The organism is Oceanobacillus massiliensis str. N'diop (assembly GCF_000285495.1).
Lineage (GTDB): Bacteria > Bacillota > Bacilli > Bacillales > Amphibacillaceae > Oceanobacillus > Oceanobacillus massiliensis.
On record NZ_HE610980.1, the window covers coordinates 1 to 22738 of the forward strand.

A 22738-nucleotide genomic window follows, 5' to 3' on the forward strand; every position below is an offset into this window, starting at 1 on the left:
TTCCACAAGCGTCACCTCAGATGAGGTTCAACTTGCTTCCCGCGCTCGACTTGCATGTATTAGGCACGCCGCCAGCGTTCGTCCTGAGCCAAGATCAAACTCTCCATAAAAGTGTTTGAATAGAATCGACACCGGTCAATTCCATTTGTGTTCTTAGCTTCTTGCTTTCTCAATAAGTGAAACTTAATGAGTTATTTCAAAAAGAAACAAGTTTCTTTTTGGTTGACATACTGGTTGTTTTGTTCAGTTTTCAAAGAGCAAATTTGTTAGTCGCTTGCGATAAGCAACTTTTATACTATAGCATTTCTTATGATTAAAGTCAATACCTTTTTTAAAAGAAATGCAATGGGCCTGAGTGGACTCGAACCACCGACCTCACGCTTATCAGGCGTGCGCTCTAACCAGCTGAGCTACAGGCCCATATAAAATGGAGCGGGTGAAGGGAATCGAACCCTCATCATCAGCTTGGAAGGCTGAGGTTTTACCACTAAACTACACCCGCATATATATGAATAAAAACTAAGTATCACTTACAAATTTCATAATGGTCGGGAAGACAGGATTCGAACCTGCGACCCCTTGGTCCCAAACCAAGTGCTCTACCAAGCTGAGCTACTTCCCGATATAATGGTGCGCCCGAGAGGAGTCGAACCTCTAACCGCTTGATTCGTAGTCAAGTACTCTATCCAATTGAGCTACGGGCGCTTAAAAACAACTTATATAATATAACATTTTTCATTGAGTTAAGCAAGTGTTTTTTCAAAAAAATAAAGATGCGGCCGAGAGGATTTGAACCTCCACGGGTTATTCACCCACTAGGCCCTCAACCTAGCGCGTCTGCCATTCCGCCACGACCGCATAGATTACAGTTCTAACATCAATAATGATAAATGGTGCGGATGAAGGGAGTCGAACCCCCACGTCCTTAACGGACACTAGAGCCTGATTCTAGCGCGTCTGCCAATTCCGCCACATCCGCAAAATAATGGTGAGCCATGAAGGATTCGAACCTTCGACCCTTTGATTAAAAGTCAAATGCTCTACCGACTGAGCTAATGGCTCACAATAATTCCAATAAGAATTGAATTCTATTTAAGGAATAAAAAAATACTATTCATCAAATAGTATTTACTTACTTCTTTTATAAATAAGTAATGGCTGGGCCACCAGGATTCGAACCTGGGGTACACGGGATCAAAACCCGATGCCTTACCGCTTGGCTATGGCCCAAAAGTGGCGGTCCGGACGGGACTCGAACCCGCGACCTCCTGCGTGACAGGCAGGCATTCTAACCAGCTGAACTACCGGACCCGATTATTTATTTTCTAAAAGAAAGATGACCCGTACGGGATTCGAACCCGTGTTACCGCCGTGAAAGGGCGGTGTCTTAACCGCTTGACCAACGGGCCATAAATGAAATGGCGGAGAAGGAGGGATTTGAACCCTCGCGCCGCTTACACGACCTACACCCTTAGCAGGGGCGCCTCTTCAGCCACTTGAGTACTTCTCCATATGGCTCCACAGGTAGGATTCGAACCTACGACCGATCGGTTAACAGCCGATTGCTCTACCACTGAGCTACTGTGGAATAATCTGAATATCACTATCATAGCAATATAATAAAAAAACTAATTGTATTTGCTGTTTCACGCTATTGCTCAACGAGTTAGTGCTGCTTCTTACTTCTATCGAAGAAACAATGATATGTAAGTGCGAACTGCCGATGATTAATTTGCAATCAAGTAATTTCAGCAACGAAAAATATATTACAGTATTTCATTTGCGTTGTCAATTATTTTTTTGCGAAATATTTTTTCGTGAAACGGTTATTTATTTAGCTTATTTAATTTACCATGGATGACATAATTCGTCAATGGATTATTTAAAGATTATTGTTTATCGTCATTTTACATTATTAACCTATAAGAGCCAGTTCCCCACGACACTTACCGCATCTATACTTTTTAGTATTTACTCGTCGCGTTCGCTTATACTCTTGACGGCATTTTTTGCATACATATGTGTGCTTAAATTCTGTTTCATAAGATGAGAGTGGCTTGCAAAATCTCGGGGATCCCGTTTCCACTAACAGTTCTCTGAACTCCTTGTCTCTGTGTTTATAACCTTTTCCTTCTATATGAAGATGATAATGGCATAATTCATGTTTAATGATTCCGATGAATTCACGCTCGTCCTCTTCCAGAGCATATTTCGGATTTAATTCAATAACCTTTTTAGCCGGAATATATCTTCCGCCGGTTGTACGAAGGCGATGATTAAAGTAAACAGCATGCTTAAAAGGTTTATGAAAGAATTCCAGCGATAGTTCATTGACCAGTTTATATAGTGATTTCTCATTTAACAAATCCATTTGCGAAAAACTTCCTTATCATTCATTTAATATCATTCTATCATATTCGACTAATTTTTTCTTACTCTAATACATGTGTCAATTATTTGTAACTATTATTAGCGCATCATTGATTTAACACTTTTCTAAGATTGTTATTTAAAATTATTGTAATTAAATATTGATTTTTAATAGGTTTGTATTATAATTATTATAGTAACAAATTTGAATAAAAGAGAGGGGAATTTTAATGTCCGAAAGAAAAACACTAACAACTGGAGCTGGTATTCCAGTCGGCGATAACCAAAACTCCATTACTGCCGGTTCAAAAGGACCTGTATTAATTCAAGACTTTCACTTATTGGAGAAACTTGCCCATTTTAATAGAGAGCGTATCCCTGAGCGTGTCGTTCACGCAAAAGGTACAGGTGCACATGGCTATTTTGAAGTAACCAACGATGAAATCTCTAAATATACCAAAGCAGATTTCCTTAGTGAAAAAGGAAAACGTACAGATATGATGGTTCGTTTTTCAACTGTTGCTGGTGAACTTGGTTCCTCAGATACCGTTCGTGACCCGCGCGGATTTGCTTTGAAATTCTATACAGAAGAAGGCAACTATGATTTAGTAGGCAATAACACACCTGTATTCTTTATCCGTGATGCAATCAAGTTCCCTGACTTCATCCATACACAAAAACGTCATCCGCAGACTGGATTGAAAGATCCTAACATGGTTTGGGATTTCTGGTCATTATCACCAGAATCGTTACATCAAATTACATACCTTCATGGAGACCGTGGTATTCCAGCAACATTGCGCCACATGAATGGATATGGCAGCCATACCTATAAATGGGTTAATGACAAGGGCGAAGCATTCTGGGTGAAATATCACTTCATTAGCGATCAGGGCGTAAAAGCTTTAGACACTGACATAGCTGATAAGCTTGCTGGTGAAAATCCTGATTATCATAGAGAAGACCTTTTCAATTCCATCGAGGAAGGCGACTTCCCAAGCTGGACAGTGTATGCTCAAATTATTCCTTTCGAAGACTATAAGACTTACAAATGGGATCTTTTCGATGTAACAAAAACAGTTTCCAAAAAAGATTACCCACGTATCGAAATTGGAAAAATGGTATTGAACCGTAATCCAGAGAACTTCTTTGCCGAAATAGAGCAGGCCGCCTTCACACCAGGTAACCTTATTCCGGGAATTGAAGCTTCTCCAGATAAAATGCTGCAAGGTCGTATCTTCAGCTATGGCGATGCACACCGTTACCGTCTGGGAGCTAACCATCAACAAATTCCGGTTAACCGTCCAGCTAATGAAGTAAACAATAACCAGCGCGATGGCATGATGGCTGTAAATGGCAATGGTGGAAGCACACCAGTTTATGAACCAAACACCATCAATGGACCGGCAGAAGATCCACAATACCGGATCAATCCATTTGAAGTATCTGGAAATGCTGATAGTGTAGCATATGATAGTGAAGACCACTATACGCAGCCAGGAGATCTATACCGTTTGATGAGCGAAGATGAAAAAGCACGTCTCGTGAAGAACTTTGCTGATCACATGAGACCAGTTAAAGATGAAAAAATCAAACTGCGTCAAATCGAACATTTCTACAAAGCTGATCCGGATTGGGGAAACAGAGTAGCTAAAGAACTTGGTTTAGCTGTACCGGAAGGCGTATAATCTTTCATTGCTTCATCAATAAAGGGATAGTGCAGATTGCACTATCCCTTTTTGTATGGCTTTAATTAATCACTTTTAATCATGGATAAAGCAATTCTTCCCTTATTGGCATCAATCTGTTCGACCCAAACTGTTACAACGTCTCCAACAGAGGCAATGTCCATTGGATGTTTCACAAACTTATTTGCCATTTTTGAAATATGCACAAGGCCATCCTGTTTCACTCCAATGTCAACAAACACTCCAAAGTCCACTACGTTCCGAACGGTTCCCTGCAATTCCATACCTGGCTTCAAATCTTCCAGTGTCATCACATTCTGCTTAAGCAATGGCTGTGGGAAGTCATCGCGAGGATCACGCTCAGGTCTGCTTAATGCATCCATAATATCTATCAATGTAGGCTCGCCGATTTCCAGTTGTTCGGCCAATTCCTTCTTATTCAGCCCGTTTAACTTCTCCCTCAAAGGTTCAGAACCGATATTATCTATTCCAGCATCAAGCATCTTCAAAAGCTGCTTCGTGCTCTTATAGCTTTCCGGGTGAATTGGTGTTCTATCCAGTGGATTATCACCATCGATAATTCTCAAGAAGCCAATTCCTTGTTCATATGTCTTCGCACCGAGTCTAGGTATTTTCTTTAGTTGCTTTCGATCAGTGAATTTTCCCTCTTCATTGCGCTTATTGACAATATTGTTCGCTACCGTCTTACTTAGACCCGCCACATACTGCAGCAGGGAAGATGAGGCCGTATTGACATTAACCCCAACTTGGTTAACGGCTGTTTCTACTACAAAGGTCAATGATTCATTTAAAGATTTTTGGCTGACATCATGCTGGTATTGACCGACTCCGATCGATTTGGGATCAATCTTCACTAGCTCTGCTAATGGGTCCTGTACCCTGCGAGCAATGGAGGCTGCACTTCTTTCTTCAACTTGCAAATCAGGAAATTCTTCACGTGCAAGGGCTGACGCTGAATAGACACTCGCACCCGCCTCATTAACGATAATATACGGAATATCCAAGCTATTGCTTGTGAGGACATCCGAAATGAAATGTTCTGTTTCACGTGATGCAGTACCATTACCAATGGCGATTAATTCGATTTGATAGTGATTGATCAGCTTCATGACAATCTTTTCTGAACCAACTGTATCGTTCTTCGGGGCAGTAGGATACATGACTGCTACCTCGTGTACTTTCCCTGTCTCATCAACTACTGCCAGTTTACATCCTGTACGGAAGGCTGGATCCACTCCTAAAACCATTTTGCCTTTTAAAGGAGGCTGGAGCAATAGATTTTTCAGATTGACTGAGAAGACATCGATCGCCTGTTCTTCAGCCTTTACTGTTAAGCTATTACGAATTTCCCGTTCTATGGAGGGCTGAATCAATCGCTTGTAGCTATCTTCAATTGCCTCCAGCAAAAGATTGGCAATCGCTTCATCGGTATTCCTTCGAATCACCTTTCTTTTCAGGAAATCAATAATCCGTTCTGTTGGTGGCTCAATTGCTACTTTCAGAACTCCTTCTTTCTCTCCCCGGTTTAAGGCAAGTATACGATGAGAAACAAGTGAGCGCACGGATTCACTATAGGCATAATACATTTCGTATACACCTTTTTCATCATGCTCTTTATCCTTGACCTCTGATTGGATGATGCCGCGTTTGAATGTTTCCTCACGAATATAGTCACGGAATGCCGCGTCATCAGAAACCCACTCAGCCAATATGTCATTCACACCAGCAATAACTTCTTCCACAGTATGTAAATCATGCTCTTCCGAAAAATATTGTTCTGCTTCCTGTTTGATATCAAAGGATGTTTGCTGCTTCCATAGAAGTTCAGCCAAGGGCTCTAGGCCTTTTTCCTTTGCAATCGTCGCCTTTGTTCTTCTTTTCTGCTTATATGGGCGATATAGATCCTCAACACGCTGCAGCTGGGTTGCCTGCTTTATATTCTTTTCCAGCTCTTCGGTCAATTTCCCCTGTTCTTCAATCATTCTAAGGACTTCCTGTTTCCTGTCAGATAGATTAACAGCGTAATGCCATTTATCCTGTACAGACTTGATCTGCACCTCATCAAGGCCGCCCGTAACTTCCTTACGATATCTAGCTATAAAAGGGACCGTATTTCCCTCTTCCAATAATCCAATTACTTTTGTTACCGTATTTGCTTTTACTTCTGTTTCCTTGGAAACCCACTGTATAAGATTTTGATCTAACTGTTCTGTCACGGTTGTTCCTCCTTCATGTACAATCTATTTTACCAAAAATAATGATGCATTCCCAACCGGCATCCGGAAATTCGCCGTTAACAAAAAAAAGACCGACATCCTTGTCAGCCATCAACGTGATCACGCTTCATATCTTATAGCAATCAGTGTTGTATCATCCACTCTTGTTGCATTGCTTGTTTGTTCATATGTTTTGGTAATGCTATCCACATCCTCGTTGCTAAAAAAGCACTGGGATAACTCTTTATCCATCACCCCATCCGAAAACATAATGAAATTCATATCCGGTTTCAGTTCCTGCTTCATTACCTTAAAGCTGCGGTGATATCCAGCCAAATACCCTGCGTTCGGGATATTGCGTTTTTTCTGTCTTTCATTGGTGATCGACATAATTCCAATATTGCCAATGGATGAAAAAGAAGAGATAAGATTTGCAAAATCCAGTTTGAGAATCCCAATCACTACTCCGCGTTTTCCCTGCAGCTGCGAGTTGCACACTTTCACAAGCTGTTCGACAGTTGCATGGATGTTGCTTTTAATAATATCAATCACTATTTGCGAAGATTCCTTTGCAAACTCACCACTTCCAAGTCCATCGGCTATTACACATAAGAATTCATTTTCAGTTTCCGTATAAAAATAACTGTCTCCACACTCATAGTTTCCTTTTTTCGGTTTCTGGAAAACCGAAACCTTCACCCTTTTTCCTGAATTCAATCGAAAACCTCCGAACTTTCAGACTGAATTGCCTCACGAAGCTTTCGTAGTGAACGTCTTTGCAATCTTGAAACATGCATTTGCGATATTCCCAACAATTCGCCTGTTTCTTTTTGGCTCATATTTTTAAAATAGGTACATTCCAGAATTTGTTGTTCCCGCTCAGATAAGATCGGGAGTATTTTTTCAAGCATCATTTTCTGTTCTATATTGTCATAGCCGTTTTCTGCATTACCGACAAGGTCAAGAATAGCTACTGTACTGCCATCTGAATCTGCCTCGATTTTTCGGTCAACTGATAGAGCTTTATAGCTCTTGCCCATCTCCATCGTTTCCAGAATTTCTTCTTCCGTTGCTTCCAAATAATCAGCAATCTCACTTACTGTGGGAGATTTTTGATTCATTGTTGTTAATTCGTCTACTGCTTTTTTAATTTTTGGACCCAACTCTTTTATACGACGCGGCACATGGACACTCCATGTCTTATCACGGATAAAGCGTTTTATTTCTCCAATGATTGTTGGGATTGCAAAGGATTCAAATGATTTACCAAAGGTTGGATCATATCTTTTGACTGCTGCCAACAATCCTATCATTCCTACTTGTACTAAATCTTCATGAATAGCACTGTTCTTAGAATACTTCCGAGCTATTGAGCCCACAAGATCCTTATAAGTAAGTACAATTTTTTCTTGGATTTCCTCATCTTTAGGCTCTTTTTGGAGATATTCAATCCATTGGTAAACCTCATCTCCCCCTCTATTGTGTGGTTGAGACTTGGTCGTCATCGGTGTCCACCTCGTTTTCTGCTACATACTTTGTCATTAAAACAATGACTCCGAAATTGTTATTGATCTTCACGTCATCCATTAATGCCTCTATGAGGAATAATCCAAAACCGCCTTCTCTTAGATTCTCGACGGGTTCATTCGTTTTGTATGGGCCTGTGCCACTCTTAATCTCTTCCAGATTAAAGCTGCCTCCATGATCGGCAATCATAATTTCGATACGATTGTCATAAACGCCGAAACCGATCGTAATCTCACCTTGATCTGCTTCGCTATAAGCATGTGTAACAGCATTTGTTATTGCTTCCGAAACAGCAACCTTTAAGTCCTCAATATCCTCATAGGAAAAACCCATCCTGTTTGCGATACCGGACATGGTCAAACGCACAACTCCCACATACTCAGCCTTGGCAGGAACCTTAATCTCTATAAAATCAAATCTTTCCATTAGTCATTTCCACCTCGAATCGCCGATCTGATATCCATTATTTCATCTAGCCCTGTAATTTCAAAAATCCGCAAAACTCTATCCTGTAAATTGGATAATGTTAACGTACTGTTATTTTCTTTTGTTGATTTTAATGCGCTAATAAACACGCCAAGACCGGTACTATCCATATAATTAACGTTTTCCAAATTCACTTCTACCGTATTTCCCTCTACTTCAGTCAATGGAAGTAATAATTCTTTTAACTTCGGTGCAGTGTAAGCATCAATTTCACCTGAAGCATTTAGAATGGATCTTTCATTTTCTTCGACAACATTAAGAGTTAAATTCATGTTTTACCTCCTATTACGACTGTTTCTTATGTAATATCACCTGTACAATTACAGTCGATACCCTCGCTAGATTTAGTTTTATAGTTAATTGTTCATGACTATCTATTTACCCCGTTTTAGTAAGGGTTAAACATCTTTTCGAAGAATTAGTAACGTAAAGTCATCTCTTAATTGAAAATCCTGCAGTCTTTCAAAGTGCTTGAAAACACTATCGACCATTTCCTGCGCTGGCAGATGTGCATATTTCCTAATGATGCCGAGTACTTCATTACTATCGATAAAACGGTCTCCATCTCGGCACTCCGTTACACCATCAGTCAGAAGTATAACCATATCGTCTTTATTGATCGATTGTTCATATTGTTTATATTCCGTATCTGGTGAAACTCCTAACACAAGTCCCTTTGCTTCGATTTCATGGAAGCTGTCTGTTTGCGCATTATAATAATATCCTGGTTCATGCCCGGCTGATGAATAGCGCAGTTTACTTTCTGAAGGTATGTAATGTGCATAACACATTGTAATAAACATGCTTGGGTCAACGTTTCTTTCCACGACCCTATTCAGATTCCTCAAAATCGATTGAGGGCTCATTGACTCTTCCGGATAACTGTCCATCGCATATTTGATCATGGACATGCATAATGCTGCGGGTATTCCCTTACCGACTACATCCGCAATCGCAATCCCCAGGGATCCATCCTTACCTTTAATAAAGTGATGGTAGTCTCCATTCATTTGATGTGCCGGCACACTGATAACCCCAATGTCCAGTCCTTCAATCGATGGCTTAGTTGTCCCCAGCAAAGTTTCCTGCATACTGGCAGCCACGGAAATTTCTGATTGAAGAACATGTTTCTCCTCTTTTAACAGCGGAATTTCCTGCATGGCCAGTCCATAAAAAATCATCGCTTCCAATAAAAAATTCATCGAATGTTTATATTCATCACTAAGATCTTTATGCACTTCACTCATTGATTGGATATGGAGGTTCACTATTTCTTCGGGCAGAATATTGTTTTGAATGAACGCTTTACTGACTTTCTCTACACCATAAAGCGCCTGTTCATCCTGAGATTCCATATAGCTTCTTAATAATTCTTTATAATTTGCTGCGTTTTTACCGATGACATCTTCCATTCATATCCCCCTAAAAAATTTATAACAGGATACCATTTGCTGAAAAGAGCGTTTGTCGGCATAACAGACAAACTTCATCTTTCCTGAATATTAGCGAACCCATTTTACTGCCTTGATTCTTGTTCCATTGCCTACTTCGGAAAAGATGTCAAATTCATCCATTAACCTTCTGACACCCGGAAGTCCTGCGCCGAGTCCGCCTGACGTCGTATATCCATCTTGCATAACCTGGCTGATGTCAGAAATACCCGGCCCTGAGTCTACTGCTGTCATACATAACCCCCGATGTTCCAGGTTATCAATGATTTCAAAGCAGATTTGGCCATTTTCGGCATATAGATAGATATTACGAGCTAATTCAGATACAGCAGTAGCAATTCTTGCTTGATCAACGGTACCAAACCCAAGATTCTTTGCCATTTCACGGCCAAGCTGTCTGGCACCAACAATATCCCACTCTTTATTTATAGTAACACAGGACTGTGGTTCCATGATTATACCCCCAATTCCTGGTGCAGCTTAATTAGCCCTTGTTCAAGGTCTAATGCAGTGGGTACATTTTGAAGATGTATACCAAGGTCAATTAGAGTCATTGCTACAGCCGGCTGTATTCCGGTTAATACTACTTTTGCCCCCATTAAATCTGACATTGAAACGACGTCTCCTAAAACCTTCGCTATAAAAGAATCTATAATATCAACGGAAGTTAAGTCGATCACCACACCTGATGCACCGCTTTTATGGATTTTATCCAGCAGATCTTCCTGAAACTGAATAGCGGTTTGATCATCTATTTCTGTCTGAATGGAAATCAGCAGATAATTGCTTAGCTTTAAAATTGGTATGCGCATCAGTCTCTCTCTCCTTGTATCGAGTTCAATATTTCTCCAAGATTTGATTCTTTATTGCTCATGCCTACAACCTCTCGGCCTGTAATTTCAAGCGCCTTTGTAAATCCCTTTTTCAACGAGCTCTTCGTAGGGAAATTACTTAAATCTATGCCCAAATTAACAATCGTTTGTGCAATTTCAGGACGTATTCCCACAAGAATGCATGTTGATCCAATCAATCTGACAGCTTCAGCTGCCTGTATAATATGATGTGCCACCATTGTATCGACAACCGGAACACCGGTTATATCAATCAATACAACCTCCGAGTTATGCTTAATAGCGCCATCAAGCAAATTCTCCATAATCAATTTTGCCCGTTCTGTATCAATTGTGCCGATAAGCGGCATAATGGTAATCCCATCCATTACAGGGATAAGCGGTGCAGATAATTCCTGCAATGCCACCCGCTGAAGGGATAAAATATGTTCCCAGCTCCCGGAATATTCATTGACAAGTTCGCGGATAAGCGGCTCCACCCATTCATCAACGCTTGTCAGGACATTCGAGAAGTATGTAGAATCCACATGTTCTGTATGTGTAAGCAGATATTCTGTAGAAACCCTCCTGAATACTTGTAAACCATCCGTGATATAGCTTAGCGGCCATCCGAGGTTGATAATCTTCTCAGAAAAATCCTCTACCGCTTTAGTCGAACCTTGATTTCTTATGCTGGTAAATATAACGTTGACAAATTCACGGTTCGTACTTTCATATAATTCATCAGAAATTGTCGCCGTATAGTTTCCTTCTTTTAACGAGTCGATCTCCACCATCCACTTTTGAACAATCGAGTCGCTGTTATCAATTACCAACTGCTTAAACCTTGAGTCCATCTTATTACCCCCGCCAAAAATTTTTTATAATGTTGAAAGTATTGCTGCATGCAATCATATACTCTGCAAATGAAATCGTGCTCTTTTATGTTAGATTCTATCAAATATTGTAACACACAACCCTTACCTCAAAAAGTTTTTGAATTAGAGTCTCACAAGATAAAATAGGGCGTGCAAATTGCCATGAGTAATTCATCCTAAGAAAATCGGTATGTAACCTCGACTTACATTGATTCCCGATTTCGTACTTTTGTAAACACAAAAATACCCTTTCTCTCGGGAGAAGGGTATTTTCAATTGCCACTATATACATCTTTAAGTCCAAGACTGATCTCTAAAGCCTGATTAATCTTATCCATCATTTCTTTATCCAATTTAGTAATTTTATCAGTTAAGCGCTGCTTATCCAATGTTCTGATCTGTTCGAGCAGAATGACTGAATTACGGTCAAATCCATATCGCTTAGCATCAATTTCTACATGTGTAGGGAGCTTAGCCTTTTGTATTTGCGCGGTAATCGCGGCAACTATCACCGTAGGACTGAATCGATTGCCGATATCATTTTGGAGGATTAGTACCGGGCGAACGCCTCCCTGTTCTGACCCAACTACAGGAGATAAGTCAGCGAAATATACCTCGCCTCTTTGAACGATCAAATTATTACACCCCGATCACAGAGCGTTCTAGGGTGTTTTCAGCCTCCTCTTCAGCTTGAAAGGCTTCTGAAGCAATCGTCAAATTAATGCGGCCCATTTCTTCATATCCACGTTGCATTGTTTCGTGAAATCGTTGAATATGCTCCTCTTTCTTATGGTTTAGGTAGTTTTGTGTTGCTTTACATATAAAATCGCTTAAATCGCTATTTTCATATTTCATTAACCCATCCACCTCATTCAGTAGGTTTTTTGGTAACTTTACCAGGATTTCCTGTAAACTCTCTGACAAAACCATGCACCTCCAACAACAGTTAAACGAACAATATAAAATTCTCTTTAATAATAGCATTGAATTAGGCTGATTGCAAAGGGTTCTGGCGATTTCATTAAAAAAAACCATGTTTTTGTCGTTTATTATTTCGAAATGGTGGTATATATTAATGTTCAAGGCATATTTTACCTCTTCTGCCTTCCATTTCCCAACGTACTTTGGGCCTCCTGTAAACTATATGCAGTGCCCCCTGATATTCATGCATACGAATCCTAAAGTAAAACGATTGTTAATTTTGGCACACCTTATAAACTGCGGCGTTACGGTTCACGAAGAGTGCTTTCAGTATATTTTTGCATTGTTGATAAAGCAACAAACATTATCCCTGCTGGTTACATAACAGCAATATTAACACCAATTGCCAAAAGCAAAAGACAGACCCTTGCAAATGGGCCTGCCGTATATGCTATGCTTATTTTGCTTCCTGCCCCTGGACAGATTGAGCTACCTGGATCATTTCTTCCCGTGTCAGTTCATTACTTGCCAACGTAAAATCCACACCATTGTACGTCCATTCCATCGTATTCTCAGACATTGCTGCAACGGTATAGCCCAGATTGACGATATCACCTATTACTTCCTGAGGTGTAGACATAGCTGGGGCGGTATGGTTTCTCTCTTCTATTAAAGTGAAATTCTTCTCTCCTTCAAACGTCATCATTACCCTTGTACCATTCTCCATTTCCATTTCCTTCTTTTCCTGTATTTCTGCACCTGCTGTAAAGACAGGATATAATACGGTCAAATCTTCTGATTCAGTTGACTGTACTTGAGCTGAAGCTGTTTCATCATCGGTTTTGCTCCCCTGCATGTTCTTCTCCATCGTGAAGTCGTCATCTTCAAATGCCGGGTCCATTTCAAAGCTTTTAAAATTCACTTCTACAAGCCCATTTTGATCCTTATCCAAAACCTTCACCAATGATGGGGTGTACGTGCTTTTATCAAAATGAATCTCCTGAAACGGCAAGTTATTGTTACTCTGATAGTTCGTCTTGGTTTTAAAGACATAGTCATTCTCACTCGAATTAAATGCTGCCTCCGTATCCTTTAATACATCCTTTACGAGGGACTGGTACAGATAAGGCTGGCTGCTGTTTTCCGGCCATTCCGTTTGAAATTTGAAGCTTTTATCAAGGGCTGGTGTTAAGACAAAAACACCATCTTCATTCTTAAGAATGATCTGGCTTTCTTGCTCTTCAAGATTATTTTCAAGGGTTACACGATAAAAATCCCCCTGCTTGTACCATATTTCAATATTGAATTTCTGTTCTTCCTGCCCTGTATTCATTGACATTTCTGCCTTTGCTTTATAGCCAGTCATCTCTTCCGTGTTTTTTTCCAATTTAGCAATAACATCTTCCTGTGACTTTTCGCCACAAGCAGCCATTAAGATTACCATTAAGGCTAAAATAAATGCCACGCGATAAGCATACAACTTTTTCATGGACATATCTCCCTTGTCTCAATTAACAAAGGGAACATCATCACACACAATCTCAGGAAAATGTACGATACACGTTTGGGATGCCATCAATAACATCTGTTGCTAATAAATCAAAGTGTGAGTGCTTTTCCTTCACCTGCAGATCCGCAGATTTCCCATGGATAAAACAGGCGTTGCAAACAGCCTCAAAGATGCTTTGCTCCTGCATGATCATTGCAAGGGTAATGCCTGTTAGGACATCTCCGCTGCCACCCTTTGCCAGACCGGGGTTCCCGCTTGATTCGATGGCTTGTTTTCCATCTGGCGCGGTAATAATTGTATTCTTTCCTTTTAAAACAATATAGACCCCAAATTCTTTTGCAAATTCGACTGAATACTGGAATGGTGCTGTCAACAAGTCCGAAATGGAAATATCCAGCAGCATGGCCATTTCACCTGGGTGTGGGGTTAATATGACGGGAAAGCTTCTATTTTTTAAAAGATGCAAATCTGATTTCAAGTGATATAATCCATCTGCGTCAATAATAACTGGGCACTGCGCCTGCTGAACAATACTCTGAACCAGTTCAGTCGTGCCCTTCCACCTTCCCAGGCCAATTCCCAAGGCAATTGCATTATAGGACTGCACAGAAAGCTCAGGTGTACTGCTTATCTTTCCGTCCTGTTCATTAAGCACCATATACATGGCTTCCGGGCAAGTAGGGGCGATCATGGCAATAGCACTCTCTGTCGAACCAGCTGTAATTAATCCAGCACCGGCTTTAAGAGCTGACCTTGTCGCCATTGCGATGGAGCCAGGCATTTCTGCACTCCCTCCTATCAGCAGCCCTCTGCCATGATTACCTTTATGTGCATACGTATTTCGTGGAGGCAATGTCCTGCTGAAATCGGCTTCAGTCCAAAAGCGCCGCTTGGTAAATCTCTGGATTACCCACCGAGGGAAGCCAATCGATAGCAACTCCCATTTCCCATAATAGGCAGCCGTTTTTTCCAATGCAGTACTTTGCTTTATGAAACCGATGATAAAGGTATAGTCTGCCATTATGGATAAGAAATCTGAAACACCTTCATCTACCGGAAGGCCTGTCGGTATATCCACTGACATAACACAGACATCCGCCTCATTGAGTATCGATATGATTCCAGCGAGCGGCTCTTTTAATTTTCCCTTTACCCCAATTCCCAGCATTGCATCAATTACAATATCCGATTGCCTGACAATTTCACGGACATCGCTAATTTCAGTTATCCGATTTACAATTCCGCTGCATTTCATCAATAAATTCTTGTGATAGAGGGCATCACCTGTGATTTTTTCATCAGAAACAATTTGAATTGCTCTTACTGAAAACCCTTTATCCTGTAATGTTCTAGCAATGACAAATCCATCGCCTCCATTGTTGCCCGGGCCAATCAATACACTTATTCGGTCCTGTGCATCTGCGATCTGCGCTATTCTTTCGCTTACTGCCCTTCCCGCATTTTCCATTAGCAGCCTGCCATCCATCCCAATTTCATGCATTATATAATGATCGATATCGTACATTTCCTTTGCGGTGACAATATACATTACGTTCCCTCCTACCCGCACTAAAATATATGAGACAACCTTGCTGATTATGCACTTTATCCAAAGTTCACTAAGCTTCCAGCACCACTTGGGCAGCGGCATAATCTCTGCTGTGGGTGATTGAAACAAATATATTATATTGGGTGAAGCCTCTAGCAGTCAGAAACGGTGCCCCTTTAGAATCATTCAATATCTCTATATCCTGGAAGCTGAGGCGGCCAATTCCTGTTCCGAGTGCCTTTGCAAAGGCTTCCTTTGCTGCAAATCTACCTGCAATGTACTCCATTTGACGGTGGTCGTTCAGCTGATTGCATGCCCTTTTCTCGTTCTCTGTTAAAATCCGATCGGCAAACCTTTTATTTCTGTCCATGCTTGCTTGAATCCGATCGATCTCTATTAGATCCATTCCAATTCCTTTTATCATGTCTTTCCCTTCATTTCTCTCGTGTTATATCGAACTTTACATTGGTCATATCGCGATAGATTACGTATTATAATAATAGTAACTCACTTTTACGTGATGTTCAAAGTGACATTCTCTCCACTATAACCTGATTGAGAATGAATATAACACTATTTATGCAGGGGGCTCCCTTAATTGTTTATTCGAAACGAAAGAAGCATCAAAGAATTTATTCAAAATTATCCCGTTGTCTCTGTCCTGGTTATCATTAACCTTATACTTTGGTTTGTGGTGAATTTTCTTGGACTTCCAATCGGAAGGGAGATTTATTACTGGGGCGTGGGAAGCAATTTTATGGTTGCTGCTGGAGAATACTGGCGTCTCGTTACACCTATATTTCTTCATGGGGATCTGATGCATGCTTTGTTCAATAGTTTTTCGCTCGTATTGTTTGGTCCCGCGCTTGAACAAATGCTGGGAAAATCCAAATTTCTGATAGCATTTTTCGGTGCCGGCATTATTGCAAATGCTGCCACCTATCTATTTGCACCATTGAACTATACACATTTAGGTGCTTCCGGTGCCATATTCGGTCTATTCGGCATATATACCTTCATGGTTCTATTCCGCAAACATCTCATCGACTACAGTAGTTCACAAATGATCACGACCATTCTGATCATCTCACTTGTAATGACCTTTCTAAGAAATAACATTAATATTTACGCACACATTTTTGGATTCATCGGGGGTTTTGCAATCGCACCTCTCGTTTTAACCAAGGTCCGCCCTTATTCACCATGGCGGAATAGGCGTCGCTATCAGGATGATGACTCCCTCCAATTCGATCCAAATCGCTGGAATAAAAAACGGCGGATTCCACCTGTTATAAAGAAGAATGCGTTCTGGATATTATTGGGCATTCTAGTAATATTCGGGTTGCTCAGCAAATTGTAGTGAAACCATATTAAAAGGCTCCTGAAATAAATTTCAGGAGCCTTTTGCCTATTCATTATTGATCGCGATTTCTGCGCTGGTAGCTGCCTTTACGGTTTCTTCCACCTTGACTGCGACCACCGTTTTGATTACGGCCGCCGCCTTGACTGCGTCCGCCATAGAAACGTTTATTATTTGAACGGCGATTATCTTTAGAATTATGAGCTTTTTTCACACTTATCGGTGCGACGGAAGAGATTCTAACAGGAGTATCTCTCCGCTCTTTTGTTAACATACTTAAAGCCGCTGCTATTACTGTAACGGAATCATTGTCTTCCAACAGTTCTGTTGCTGCTTCTTGATATGGTTTAAGATCTTTATTCTGGATTGTCTTTATAATTTTCTCGATCGTAACCTGCTGCTGACCTCTTTGTGCATCCTGATTGGTCGGAGGCATTAATCGTTTCATTTTACTTTTCGTTGTTTTCTCAATGAGATGCAGATGCGCTATTTCACGAGGTGTAACAAAGGAAATGGCTTCCCCGGTACGACCGGCTCTTCCTGTACGTCCAATACGGTGAACATAGCTTTCCGGATCCTGTGGAATATCAAAGTTATAAACGTGTGTTACACCGGAAATATCCAGTCCGCGTGCTGCAACGTCTGTTGCAACAAGTACATCCACACGGCCGCTTTTAAATTTGTTTAAAACAGACATACGCTTACCTTGTGTCAGATCGCCATGAATTCCTTCTGCACGATATCCTCTTGCCTGTAATCCTTCTGTTATTTCATCCACACGTTTTTTGGTGCGGCTGAATACAATTGCCAAATCAGGTGAATTGATATCCATATGATTATTCAGCGTATCAAACTTATACTTTTCAGGAATCTCAACAAAAAACTGATCAATGTTTTCTACAGTCATTTCTTTTGCTTTTACTTTGACCTCTTTTGGAGATTTCATCAAAGTAGTTGCAATATCACGGATTTCCTTTGGCATTGTTGCTGAGAATAGCAATGTTTGGCGTTCCGCTGGAATACCTTTTAGGATGTCACGGATATCATCAATGAATCCCATATTCAGCATTTCATCTGCTTCATCCAAAACAGCTGTCTGTACAGCATCAATACGGATTGTTTTTCTCCGCATATGATCCAATAATCTTCCTGGCGTAGCCACAACAATTTGCGGACCATCCTTCAATGCGCGAATTTGACGATCCATTGGGGATCCGCCGTAAATGGATAGGGCACGCATCCCTGTAAATTTCGCCAATCGGTTTAATTCTTCAGCAACCTGGATTGCAAGCTCTCTTGTTGGTGCTACAACCAAGCCTTGAATTTTCCTTAATTTAGGATCTATCTTATTAATCATTGGAATACCAAATGCTGCTGTTTTACCTGTTCCTGTCTGTGCTTGCCCGATTACATCGTTACCTTCCATCGCTAATGGAATTGTCTCTGATTGGATCGGTGTAGCTTCTTCAAACCCCATCTTTTCCAATGCTTTCATAATAGGGGCTGATACACTCAGTTCGTTAAATTTTGTCACCTAATAGTCGACTCCTTTTTTTGTGAAAATTTATTCGCAAAAGAGGCCCTGAATTTTTCTCATACTTTATTCTTTAAATAATTTCCCGCCTGAACATGCAGATAAAACCTTCTTAATTAACCATTTCTGACATATTTCGCACAATGGATACAGTCTATGCAGAAATGAATTGCGCTGATATGCCTGATCATAAGCAGCATTTGCTTATTCCAGTTACAGCAGCTATTTAAAAGGGAATATAAGACTTGATCTCGTATCATTATATTTTATTCATTTTAAAGTACAAAAAAGGCTTCACCTGTACGTGGTAAGAGGCCTCGATACTAATGCTTCCACTATCATACCACATATATTGCATTTATATCTAGTACACCGCTTAATGATTTTTTTCTTTGACCATGATAGAATTAGTGATATTATCGGTTTCTTAGAACGAAAACCTGGTTATTCTATATATAAAATCCTTATACTTCGATAAAATGACTATCTATGGAAAGAAACATAAAATTGCAAAGGATGTTAATGATGCGCCTCCCTCCATTTAACCCATACGCGGCAGTTACCATTGGTGTCACAGCTGTATCTACTTCAGCAATTTTAGTCAAGCTTGCAGACAGTGCTCCTGCTGCAATTATCGCCAACTACAGATTATTATTTGCGGTTTTAATTATGTTACCCGTTATTCTTTTAAAATACAGACAGGAGTTCCGGTTAATTACTAAGAAAAACTGGCTGCTGTCCATTTTGGCCGGTATTTTTTTAGCAATGCATTTTATTCTTTGGTTTGAATCCTTAAATTATACCTCCGTAGCAAGCTCTGTCGTTCTTGTAACGATGCAGCCGATATTCGCGTTTCTTGGCACCTATATACTTTTTAGGGAACGATTTTCCTACGGGGCCATCATTAGTATGATCATTGCGTTATTTGGAAGCATTATCATCGGGATGGGTGACTTCCGATTAAGTGGGATGGCCTTATTTGGTGACATTCTGGCATTGCTTGGTGCAATAGCCGTTACAGTCTATTTCCTTTCTGGGCAAAGTGCAAGAAAGCATCTATCTCTCATGACGTATACCTTCATTGTCTACAGTGTCAGCTCGATTGCTTTAACGCTGTATAATATGGTACTGCAAAATCCGTTCTTCGGATATCCGGCTGACCATTGGTGGGTATTTCTGGCGCTGGCGATTTTCCCGACATTTTTCGGGCATACATTATTTAATTGGGCATTGAAGTGGGTAAGCGCATCAACCATTTCAATGGCTGTTGTATTCGAACCGATTGGGGCAAGCATCCTTGCTTACTTTATACTTGGCGAGTCCCTAACATGGTCTCAATTACTCGGTGGAACCATTGTCTTATTCGGACTTTTCCTTTTTATTAAGAGTACCTCAAGGAAAAATATGGTAACCATCTCCAGAAAGGCCCAGAAATAGCCTTTATCTTCATAATCATATTAAGATTGAGGAAATGCTGATATAATAGATTTATTAAGAATTCAACGTTAAAGCAGGTGAAGATATGACAATACAACTTATGACAGATGGCGGAGCAGATATCCCGGGACGTTTACATGAAAAAATGGATATAAAAGTAGTGCCTCTCTATTTACATTTCAGTGATGGGCAATATCAGAGCGGAACAGAACTGGATTTGGCCGGCTATCATCAAAAGGTAAGCGAGTTAAAGGAATTACCGCGTTCCGCTGCACCAAGCCCAAACGATTTTTACGATGCATATAAGGCAGTAGATCCGACAAAGCCAATCATTATGCTAAGTCTTTCCAAGGAATTAAGCAGTACGTATGAAAATGCAGTGACTGGCAGAAATATGCTTCTGGAAGAGGAGCCTGAACGCAAAATTGAAGTTATTAACACGAAAACCGCTTCTTGTGGAATTTCTCTTTTATTGCACGAAGCAAGTCTGAAACTTGATGAGGGCTATTCCTTTAACATGCTTGCACAGCATCTGCATGAGCGGGTTGAACAGACCACTACGCTCTTTGTTTTAAAAACACTTGAAAACCTCGTGCTTGGTGGGCGTCTTGATAAGGTAAAAGGCAAAATAGCCAAGACATTAAATATAAAGTTATTAATGCGCGCCAGTGAAGAAGGTGCCATCGAAGTTTCCGAAAAAGTACGTGGCGATAAAAAATCAATCAGAAGATTTATCGAGCAAATTGGAGAATACACCAAAAATGTTGAAGATAAAATCATTTCCATGACACATTGCAATGATGCCGATAGAGCTAAAAAAGTCCTTTCCGAGATACGAAGCAAATATTCTTTCAAGGATGCCTATCTCACAGATACCGGACCGCTCATATCCACATATGGCGGTGAAGGCGCACTTGTAATCGCCTTTTTCAGGGATAAATAATGTAAAGCCCGCTCCCTCTGTGGGAAACGGGCTTTATTCTGTCTTTTCAACAAGAAAATCATAGACCATACCGTTTAAAGTATCCTTGTCATCCCCGAGGCAAATTAGATGCCTGGACCTCTCAAAAAAAATGACCTCTTTTTGTTCTGAATGGATTTCCTTATCTAAATAGTAGGCTGTCTTGGACGGGACCATGCCATCAAGCTGGCCCTGTGCGATTAATACCGGAGATTCAATCTTATCCAGATACCGACGTGTAAATCTGACTAATTTCATAAATTCCAAATTAGCCTTAAACGGAACCATTCCGAGCTTTTGCTTATAATGGTGATAGAGTTCATTTTCCCCTAGTGTGCCTCTCAATCCATCACCAAGGACCCCTGCAATATCCAGTCCTATTTGTTTAAAGTTTAAATATTTTCCAGAGGTTGCCAATAATACAAGCTTATCGATTTGATACTTTGCTGCCAGGTAGGCTGCAATCATGCCCCCCATCGAAAAACCGATTACATAAATCTTTTCGTACTTTTTCTGAAGCAGCTTTAACTCGCTCTCTGCAGCCTTGATCCACTTTTTGTAGGATACATTTTTTAAATGAAGCTCTCTGCCATGTCCGGGTAAGGTTGGAACTTCAATATGCCAGTCCGTATTTTCCTTCAGGAACTCAGCCAGAGGGTTCACTTCGTAAGGACCACCAGTATATCCATGAATCACTAAACAACCAATCATTCGATATTCTCCTCTTTTTGTTTCCTTCCCCATTTTTAGCTTCTTCGATTATCGGATTTCCTATTATCAAATGTATTATATTTGATTTCCTATTCTTACAAAAAAAGGGAGTTCACTTAATTTTGCCGAAAGCGCAGGATATTTCCAAAGCAGGATATCTCGTTTCAATTGGGAAGATAACGGATCCATGCTTATAAAGCACCGATCCAAGCTGTTATTTACATGCAGTTTATATACTCTACAAAAGCATCCATCTTTTAAAGACATTCTTAACTCTCGCTATTATCTACCTGAACGTTTTAATCATTGAACTAAATTGCTTAACAATTGGCGAAACCTGATGATAAGTACTTGCTAATTGTCCGACCGTTGATATCACTTTATCAAAATCAAGTTGTCCGTTCCCATTTTGAAAATACGCTGCAGGACCTGGACCAGCTGCATTGGTATTGGATTCTGGCGTCGTTTGTGCAGGATTATTCATTGTTTCATTGGCCCACTGTATTGGTAATTCCGGCTTTGCAAAGAGTTCATATGGTGTCTGCTGAAGCTCCGGTACATTCCAGTTTTGAATAGAATTTGGTGTGTGATATGAATTTGAATTGTGGCTATAATTAACTGGAGGGTGGCTGGGTGGTTGGTTATATTGTCGATATTGCATTTTTTCACACCTCTTTTTCAAAATACTATTTATAATAAATTATGCATTTATATGGAAAGTGTGTGCATCCTAATTGATACTCTATTTGCCAAATCCATCGAATAGCGAGCTGTAGTGCGATATATTATCATCTATACCTAAAGCGTATTTAATTTTGTTTTTCTGGTAGCCTAAGATGGGTTGCTGATCGTTAATAAAGGTTGCAGGTGTGCCATATATTTCCTTTGATTGAAGCTCTTTCATGTAATCACTGTTTTGGGAAACATTCCTGATTGTATACTGCATATTATTTTCTTCGATAAGCTTTACTACTTTTTCAGATTGCGGACTGTTATCACTCACATATATTATAACTTGCGCATTACTCATACTGACTCCTCCTGATGTGTAACAATACTCTTATTACTTTATGTTTATTATTTACCCTGTTGTACCAGTGTCTAAACCGAAAAACCCAGATAATATTACATTCATATTACAATTGTAACAATTTCTTCATAAAGTAAAAAAACGAAAGTTTATGGAAGTTTGTACCCTTACTATTGCTACTATAGTCTTCGCCGCAAATCGAAAATTTATTGTGGTGAAAAGGTGGATTTCCACGTACCCTCTTCTCTTAGTATAATT

Annotated in this window: 23 protein-coding genes, 12 tRNA genes and 1 rRNA gene; 4 read left to right on the forward strand and 32 right to left on the reverse strand. The window is 40.2% G+C overall.

Annotated elements, in window-relative coordinates; translation table 11 throughout:
- The 14 genes from OMHG_RS15100 to OMHG_RS15165 all read right to left on the reverse strand — a co-directional run.
- Positions 1–110: ribosomal RNA gene (locus OMHG_RS15100) — 16S ribosomal RNA — on the reverse strand; the annotation flags it as partial.
- 236 nt (positions 111–346) lie between these two features.
- Positions 347–420: transfer RNA gene (locus OMHG_RS15105), tRNA-Ile, on the reverse strand.
- An 8-nt stretch (positions 421–428) separates the two neighbouring features.
- A tRNA-Gly gene (locus OMHG_RS15110) sits at positions 429–502 on the reverse strand.
- A gap of 43 nt (positions 503–545) precedes the next feature.
- Positions 546–622: transfer RNA gene (locus OMHG_RS15115), tRNA-Pro, on the reverse strand.
- A gap of 6 nt (positions 623–628) precedes the next feature.
- Positions 629–705: transfer RNA gene (locus tag OMHG_RS15120), tRNA-Arg, on the reverse strand.
- Between the two features lie 69 nt (positions 706–774).
- Positions 775–858, reverse strand: a tRNA-Leu gene (locus tag OMHG_RS15125).
- Positions 859–891: 33 nt separating this feature from the next.
- Positions 892–979 (reverse strand) — tRNA-Leu (locus tag OMHG_RS15130).
- Positions 980–986: 7 nt separating this feature from the next.
- Positions 987–1062, reverse strand: a tRNA-Lys gene (locus OMHG_RS15135).
- Positions 1063–1155: 93 nt separating this feature from the next.
- Positions 1156–1230, reverse strand: a tRNA-Gln gene (locus tag OMHG_RS15140).
- A gap of 4 nt (positions 1231–1234) precedes the next feature.
- Positions 1235–1311 (reverse strand) — tRNA-Asp (locus tag OMHG_RS15145).
- Positions 1312–1337: 26 nt separating this feature from the next.
- A tRNA-Glu gene (locus tag OMHG_RS15150) sits at positions 1338–1409 on the reverse strand.
- Between the two features lie 10 nt (positions 1410–1419).
- Positions 1420–1510, reverse strand: a tRNA-Ser gene (locus OMHG_RS15155).
- A 3-nt stretch (positions 1511–1513) separates the two neighbouring features.
- Positions 1514–1588, reverse strand: a tRNA-Asn gene (locus OMHG_RS15160).
- Positions 1589–1915: 327 nt separating this feature from the next.
- Complete coding sequence (locus OMHG_RS15165; protein ID WP_010651736.1) at positions 1916–2371, reverse strand: SprT family protein; 456 nt, start codon at positions 2369–2371, stop codon at positions 1916–1918.
- A 229-nt stretch (positions 2372–2600) separates the two neighbouring features.
- Here OMHG_RS15165 and OMHG_RS15170 point away from each other — a divergent pair, with 229 nt between their 5' ends.
- Positions 2601–4058, forward strand: coding sequence for a catalase (locus OMHG_RS15170; protein ID WP_010651737.1), 1458 nt, complete (start codon positions 2601–2603; stop codon positions 4056–4058).
- A gap of 65 nt (positions 4059–4123) precedes the next feature.
- Here the strand turns inward: OMHG_RS15170 and OMHG_RS15175 are convergent, their stop codons facing one another.
- From OMHG_RS15175 to acpS, 14 genes are all read right to left on the reverse strand, one after another.
- Positions 4124–6295 carry a Tex family protein gene (locus OMHG_RS15175; protein ID WP_010651738.1) on the reverse strand — a complete coding sequence of 724 codons (2172 nt, stop codon included), beginning with the start codon at positions 6293–6295 and terminating at the stop codon, positions 4124–4126.
- Positions 6296–6415: 120 nt separating this feature from the next.
- A complete protein-coding gene (locus tag OMHG_RS15180) occupies positions 6416–7012 on the reverse strand; it encodes a PP2C family serine/threonine-protein phosphatase (protein WP_010651739.1) in 597 nt (198 codons plus the stop codon).
- Positions 7009–7800, reverse strand: coding sequence for an RNA polymerase sigma factor SigB (sigB, locus tag OMHG_RS15185; RefSeq protein ID WP_010651740.1), 792 nt, complete (start codon positions 7798–7800; stop codon positions 7009–7011). Before sigB ends, OMHG_RS15180 begins: the two co-directional genes overlap by 4 nt.
- Complete coding sequence (rsbW, locus tag OMHG_RS15190) at positions 7772–8248, reverse strand: anti-sigma B factor RsbW (protein ID WP_010651741.1); 477 nt, start codon at positions 8246–8248, stop codon at positions 7772–7774. The genes sigB and rsbW overlap by 29 nt, the downstream gene beginning before the upstream one ends.
- Positions 8248–8580: an STAS domain-containing protein gene (locus OMHG_RS15195; protein WP_010651742.1), complete on the reverse strand. Its 333-nt coding sequence runs from the start codon at positions 8578–8580 to the stop codon at positions 8248–8250. The genes rsbW and OMHG_RS15195 overlap by 1 nt, the downstream gene beginning before the upstream one ends.
- A 126-nt stretch (positions 8581–8706) precedes the next feature.
- Positions 8707–9720, reverse strand: a complete 1014-nt coding sequence (locus OMHG_RS15200) for a PP2C family protein-serine/threonine phosphatase (RefSeq protein ID WP_010651743.1) — start codon at positions 9718–9720, stop codon at positions 8707–8709.
- Positions 9721–9810: 90 nt separating this feature from the next.
- Positions 9811–10212 (reverse strand): anti-sigma regulatory factor, encoded by a 402-nt coding sequence (locus OMHG_RS15205; protein WP_010651744.1) that lies wholly within the window; start codon positions 10210–10212, stop codon positions 9811–9813.
- A gap of 2 nt (positions 10213–10214) precedes the next feature.
- Positions 10215–10571 carry an STAS domain-containing protein gene (locus tag OMHG_RS15210; RefSeq protein ID WP_010651745.1) on the reverse strand — a complete coding sequence of 119 codons (357 nt, stop codon included), beginning with the start codon at positions 10569–10571 and terminating at the stop codon, positions 10215–10217.
- Positions 10571–11446 carry an RsbT co-antagonist protein RsbRA gene (locus OMHG_RS15215; protein WP_010651746.1) on the reverse strand — a complete coding sequence of 292 codons (876 nt, stop codon included), beginning with the start codon at positions 11444–11446 and terminating at the stop codon, positions 10571–10573. Before OMHG_RS15215 ends, OMHG_RS15210 begins: the two co-directional genes overlap by 1 nt.
- 293 nt (positions 11447–11739) lie before the next feature.
- The gene (locus OMHG_RS15220) at positions 11740–12102 is read right to left on the reverse strand and encodes a type II toxin-antitoxin system PemK/MazF family toxin (RefSeq protein WP_010651747.1); all 363 of its coding nucleotides are present in this window, start codon (positions 12100–12102) and stop codon (positions 11740–11742) included.
- Between the two features lie 4 nt (positions 12103–12106).
- Positions 12107–12391, reverse strand: coding sequence for a CopG family ribbon-helix-helix protein (locus tag OMHG_RS15225; RefSeq protein WP_010651748.1), 285 nt, complete (start codon positions 12389–12391; stop codon positions 12107–12109).
- A 454-nt stretch (positions 12392–12845) separates the two neighbouring features.
- Entirely contained in the window at positions 12846–13877 is a 1032-nt protein-coding gene (locus tag OMHG_RS15230) for a LolA family protein (protein ID WP_010651750.1), read from the reverse strand.
- 52 nt (positions 13878–13929) lie between these two features.
- Positions 13930–15447: a bifunctional ADP-dependent NAD(P)H-hydrate dehydratase/NAD(P)H-hydrate epimerase gene (locus tag OMHG_RS15235; protein WP_010651751.1), complete on the reverse strand. Its 1518-nt coding sequence runs from the start codon at positions 15445–15447 to the stop codon at positions 13930–13932.
- A gap of 70 nt (positions 15448–15517) precedes the next feature.
- A complete protein-coding gene (acpS, locus tag OMHG_RS15240; RefSeq protein WP_010651752.1) occupies positions 15518–15871 on the reverse strand; it encodes a holo-ACP synthase in 354 nt (117 codons plus the stop codon).
- Positions 15872–16045: 174 nt separating this feature from the next.
- On the opposite strand from acpS, the gene OMHG_RS15245 reads away from it, so the two are divergent.
- On the forward strand, positions 16046–16807 hold the full coding sequence (locus OMHG_RS15245) for a rhomboid family intramembrane serine protease (RefSeq protein WP_010651753.1): 762 nt from the start codon (positions 16046–16048) through the stop codon (positions 16805–16807).
- A gap of 55 nt (positions 16808–16862) precedes the next feature.
- Here OMHG_RS15245 and cshA read toward each other — a convergent pair whose 3' ends face one another.
- The gene (gene cshA, locus OMHG_RS15250; protein ID WP_010651754.1) at positions 16863–18341 is read right to left on the reverse strand and encodes a degradosome RNA helicase CshA; all 1479 of its coding nucleotides are present in this window, start codon (positions 18339–18341) and stop codon (positions 16863–16865) included.
- Positions 18342–18866: 525 nt separating this feature from the next.
- Here cshA and OMHG_RS15255 point away from each other — a divergent pair.
- Both OMHG_RS15255 and OMHG_RS15260 read left to right on the forward strand, forming a co-directional pair.
- Positions 18867–19778, forward strand: a complete 912-nt coding sequence (locus OMHG_RS15255; protein WP_010651755.1) for a DMT family transporter — start codon at positions 18867–18869, stop codon at positions 19776–19778.
- A gap of 85 nt (positions 19779–19863) precedes the next feature.
- Entirely contained in the window at positions 19864–20721 is an 858-nt protein-coding gene (locus OMHG_RS15260) for a DegV family protein (RefSeq protein WP_010651756.1), read from the forward strand.
- Positions 20722–20754: 33 nt separating this feature from the next.
- Here OMHG_RS15260 and OMHG_RS15265 read toward each other — a convergent pair whose 3' ends face one another.
- The 3 genes from OMHG_RS15265 to OMHG_RS15275 all read right to left on the reverse strand — a co-directional run bounded on the left by OMHG_RS15265 (position 20755) and on the right by OMHG_RS15275 (position 22480).
- Positions 20755–21450, reverse strand: coding sequence for an alpha/beta hydrolase (locus tag OMHG_RS15265; protein ID WP_010651757.1), 696 nt, complete (start codon positions 21448–21450; stop codon positions 20755–20757).
- A gap of 286 nt (positions 21451–21736) precedes the next feature.
- On the reverse strand, positions 21737–22111 hold the full coding sequence (locus tag OMHG_RS15270) for a YppG family protein (protein WP_010651758.1): 375 nt from the start codon (positions 22109–22111) through the stop codon (positions 21737–21739).
- An 81-nt stretch (positions 22112–22192) separates the two neighbouring features.
- On the reverse strand, positions 22193–22480 hold the full coding sequence (locus OMHG_RS15275) for a glutaredoxin domain-containing protein (RefSeq protein WP_010651759.1): 288 nt from the start codon (positions 22478–22480) through the stop codon (positions 22193–22195).
- Positions 22481–22738 lie beyond the last annotated feature (258 nt).

What these genes read in the sequence shown, in the direction of transcription:
- sigB (WP_010651740.1), bottom strand. Translation starts at nt 7,800, where the DNA reads ATGACGACCAAGTCTCAACCACACAATAGAGGGGGAGATGAGGTTTAC.
- OMHG_RS15230 (WP_010651750.1), bottom strand. Translation starts at nt 13,877, where the DNA reads ATGAAAAAGTTGTATGCTTATCGCGTGGCATTTATTTTAGCCTTAATG.
- OMHG_RS15270 (WP_010651758.1), bottom strand. Translation starts at nt 22,111, where the DNA reads ATGCAATATCGACAATATAACCAACCACCCAGCCACCCTCCAGTTAAT.
- OMHG_RS15170 (WP_010651737.1), top strand. Translation starts at nt 2,601, where the DNA reads ATGTCCGAAAGAAAAACACTAACAACTGGAGCTGGTATTCCAGTCGGC.
- acpS (WP_010651752.1), bottom strand. Translation starts at nt 15,871, where the DNA reads ATGATAAAAGGAATTGGAATGGATCTAATAGAGATCGATCGGATTCAA.
- OMHG_RS15210 (WP_010651745.1), bottom strand. Translation starts at nt 10,571, where the DNA reads ATGCGCATACCAATTTTAAAGCTAAGCAATTATCTGCTGATTTCCATT.
- OMHG_RS15235 (WP_010651751.1), bottom strand. Translation starts at nt 15,447, where the DNA reads ATGTATATTGTCACCGCAAAGGAAATGTACGATATCGATCATTATATA.
- OMHG_RS15265 (WP_010651757.1), bottom strand. Translation starts at nt 21,450, where the DNA reads ATGATTGGTTGTTTAGTGATTCATGGATATACTGGTGGTCCTTACGAA.
- OMHG_RS15195 (WP_010651742.1), bottom strand. Translation starts at nt 8,580, where the DNA reads ATGAATTTAACTCTTAATGTTGTCGAAGAAAATGAAAGATCCATTCTA.
- rsbW (WP_010651741.1), bottom strand. Translation starts at nt 8,248, where the DNA reads ATGGAAAGATTTGATTTTATAGAGATTAAGGTTCCTGCCAAGGCTGAG.
- OMHG_RS15165 (WP_010651736.1), bottom strand. Translation starts at nt 2,371, where the DNA reads ATGGATTTGTTAAATGAGAAATCACTATATAAACTGGTCAATGAACTA.
- OMHG_RS15215 (WP_010651746.1), bottom strand. Translation starts at nt 11,446, where the DNA reads ATGGACTCAAGGTTTAAGCAGTTGGTAATTGATAACAGCGACTCGATT.
- OMHG_RS15200 (WP_010651743.1), bottom strand. Translation starts at nt 9,720, where the DNA reads ATGGAAGATGTCATCGGTAAAAACGCAGCAAATTATAAAGAATTATTA.
- OMHG_RS15260 (WP_010651756.1), top strand. Translation starts at nt 19,864, where the DNA reads ATGACAATACAACTTATGACAGATGGCGGAGCAGATATCCCGGGACGT.
- OMHG_RS15255 (WP_010651755.1), top strand. Translation starts at nt 18,867, where the DNA reads ATGCGCCTCCCTCCATTTAACCCATACGCGGCAGTTACCATTGGTGTC.
- OMHG_RS15275 (WP_010651759.1), bottom strand. Translation starts at nt 22,480, where the DNA reads ATGAGTAATGCGCAAGTTATAATATATGTGAGTGATAACAGTCCGCAA.
- OMHG_RS15205 (WP_010651744.1), bottom strand. Translation starts at nt 10,212, where the DNA reads ATGGAACCACAGTCCTGTGTTACTATAAATAAAGAGTGGGATATTGTT.